The following is a 2,764-nucleotide window of genomic DNA, read 5'->3' as shown; positions in this document are numbered from 1 at the left end:
CCCTGAAGCGGTAGCTGTCCCCGGTGGTTGTGAAAATGTGTCCGCGGTGGACCAGCCTATCAATCAGGGCCGCCGCGGACACATTTTCACAACCACCGGGGACAGCTACCGCTTCAGGGAAAGTCTTAGAAGAAGCCGCGAGAACACGACCTGATTATGCCCGATTGGGTCCCTTTTCAATGGCCGTTCCGGCACACTTTTCACTTGCCAAACTCAGATAGCGGCCTGAGCGATTTTGGAGTGGCCGCAGTGGAGGAAATGAATCGCCGCGGAGTACTTGTGGATCTGTCGCATGCCGGTAATGCTACCACGCTTGACGCGATCGAGGTATCTCGCGCCCCAGTTGCAATTACCCACTCGTGCGTGGCGGCATTGAGCCCGAACCCCCGCAATGTCAGTGATGAGGCCATAAGGCTACTCGCGAAGAAGGGCGGCGTGATGGGCATCACTGCCTTTCCGTGTTTCCTTTCCCCAAAGTCCACGTTGACTATCGAGACGTATCTCGATCATATCGAGTACGTGGCGAAACTGGCGGGCATCGACACACGGGCACGTCGGCTTTGGCACTGATTTCATCGACGGGTACACGAGGACGGACTATTCCACGGAGTCCGGGGAGCTGGGGTACGGCAAGAGCGTGTACAAAATGGGTGTATATAGTCCGTGGCCTTGGGCATATCCTCCGCGGTTGCGGCACGTGTCCGAGGTTATTAATATACCGAGAGGCCTCGCCGCTAGGGGCTATGGCGATTCGGACATCCGGAAGGTGCTTGGCGACAATTCTCTGCGTTTGTTCCGCGAAGTGTGGAGGGCTTGAACCTCGAATGGTGGCCGCAGAAAGGAGGGAACGGTGGTCGCGCTAGCGGCTGTGACCAGATGAGTATAGAAGGAGGAGAATGGGATGTATCGACCTGGGTTTCTTGGCATTGATGTCGGCATCTGGTGGCTGCTGATCTGGTCGTTCGTAATGCTAGGCGTCAACTTGTACGTGGCATGGAGGATGAAGGATGAAGAAGGAGAGGGGGTTCGAAGCTGATGCTTACCTGGGGCATAATGATCGTCTACTTCATAGGTGTGCTTGTGCTCGGACTGGTGGCTGAGAGATACTCCCGTGGGGTCAAGGAGTTCTTTGTAGCGGGACGCCGGCTTGGTTTTTTCGTCCTTGCGATGACCTGGTTTGCCACGGCGTATAGTGGCAGTACTTTCATTGGGTTTGGTGGCTTTATATGGAAATGGGGTTGGGCAACCATCGTGTATCTGGCGGCGGAGACATGTGCTCCATTGCTGCAGTACGGGCTTTATGCCCGGAAGATCCGGCACATTGGAGAGAGAATCGACGCGGTCACACTTCCCGACCTTCTGGCTCACAGATATGACAGTGACACGGTGCGATTGCTCGTAGCGGTCATCACCCTTCTGTTTAGCATTCCGATGATGGTGGTTCAGTATACTGCCGCTGGCCGCCTGTTCGAGGGCTTCCTTGGCGTAGACTACGTCGTCGCCGTCGTAGTGTTTGCGGGCATAGTTACTGTGTACACGGCTTTGGGTGGTTTCCTCGCGGTCGCGTGGACCGACACGCTCCAGGGGCTCATTATGCTGGCCGGCGTCTTAGTACTCACAGCGAAGTCGCTCTCTCTGATAGGTGGGTTATCGGGGATCAACGCTGCAATCGCCAAGATAGACCCAGCGATGATGAGCCTTCCTGGGCCCGGGAACTACATGCCGCCGGCGATGGTTTTCTCCACATTCCTGATATGGACGTTTGGATGGGTGGGACAGCCCGCGCTGACCACGAGATTCCTTGCCATGAGGGACACGAGGACGTGCAAGATGGCATTAGTGGTCAGTGCACTGGCTGTCTTTCTCACCATGGGCCTCCTGACGATTCCGGGACTTGCAGCGCGTGTCTTGTTTCCTACACTTGCAAGCCCCGATCTTGCCTTCCCCTCGCTTCTAAAGAAACTGATGTCTCCATTGATGTCCGCACTATTTGCGGCAGCGGTCCTTGCAGCGGCAATGTCGACCTGTGACTCTATACTCCTCGTGGCTGCTGGTGCGGCGACGCGTGACATATACCAGAAGGTACTCAACAGGAGCGTCAGCGATGAACAGGTAGCCAAAATGTCCAGGGTCGTCATCCTTATGATCGGGATTGTGACTATTCTCGCGTCTCTCAAACCACTCACACTCATCACCATGATCATGATTTTCGTCACGTCGGGATTTGGCATCTTCACTATCCCACTCACGTTCGGACTGTTTTGGAAGAGGGGCACAACTGCAGGGGCCATCGCCTCACTGATTGCGGGTGAAGCGTTCCTTCTGTTTCAGTACTTCGTGCTGAAGTTTAATCCGCTTGGATTGCACCCATACGTATGGGCTCTTGGCATTGGGATCGCTGTCTACGTGACGGTGAGCCTGGTTACTAAGCCCGTACAGGAGGAAGTACTGTTGGTCTACTTCGACAAGTAGCCAGGCACAGAAAGAATTACACCCTTGAACAGAGGCGGGAGGGAACGGCAGATGAAGAGGACCCCATTGTATCCGGTCCACGTGAAATACGGGGCCATACTGGCTACGGGCCCGTGGGAAGTTCCGCTCAGGTTCTCGGATCCCGTCGAAGAGCACCGGGCTGTGCGGGAAAGGGCGGGATTCATAGACCTCTCCACCATGGGGGAGATCGACATCAAGGGAGAGGGAGCGTTTGACCTACTTCAGGGGCTCACCGTCAACGACTTGAGCCGGTTGACCGACGGCGGAATTG

General features: G+C 55.7%; 4 protein-coding genes. All 4 read left to right on the top strand.

Annotated features, from left to right (window positions below):
• Nucleotides 1–156: 156 nt before the first annotated feature.
• Complete coding sequence (locus NUW23_15665; GenBank protein MCR4427593.1) at nt 157–570, top strand: dipeptidase; 414 nt, start codon at nt 157–159, stop codon at nt 568–570.
• A 331-nt stretch (nt 571–901) separates the two neighbouring features.
• Nucleotides 902–1,036, top strand: coding sequence for a hypothetical protein (locus NUW23_15660; GenBank protein ID MCR4427592.1), 135 nt, complete (start codon nt 902–904; stop codon nt 1,034–1,036).
• Entirely contained in the window at nt 1,036–2,472 is a 1,437-nt protein-coding gene (locus tag NUW23_15655; protein MCR4427591.1) for a sodium/solute symporter, read from the top strand. Before NUW23_15660 ends, NUW23_15655 begins: the two co-directional genes overlap by 1 nt.
• Nucleotides 2,473–2,523: 51 nt before the next feature.
• The coding region (locus NUW23_15650; GenBank protein ID MCR4427590.1) for a glycine cleavage system aminomethyltransferase GcvT at nt 2,524–2,764 on the top strand (241 nt) is incomplete at its 3' end.

This window comes from Bacillota bacterium (genome assembly GCA_024655925.1).
Classification (GTDB): Bacteria; Bacillota; DTU025; order DTU025; family JANLFS01; genus JANLFS01.
This window is presented reverse-complemented; position numbering and strand designations above follow the sequence as displayed.

What these genes read in the sequence shown, in the direction of transcription:
- NUW23_15665 (MCR4427593.1), top strand. Translation starts at nt 157, where the DNA reads ATGCCCGATTGGGTCCCTTTTCAATGGCCGTTCCGGCACACTTTTCAC.
- NUW23_15655 (MCR4427591.1), top strand. Translation starts at nt 1,036, where the DNA reads ATGCTTACCTGGGGCATAATGATCGTCTACTTCATAGGTGTGCTTGTG.
- NUW23_15660 (MCR4427592.1), top strand. Translation starts at nt 902, where the DNA reads ATGTATCGACCTGGGTTTCTTGGCATTGATGTCGGCATCTGGTGGCTG.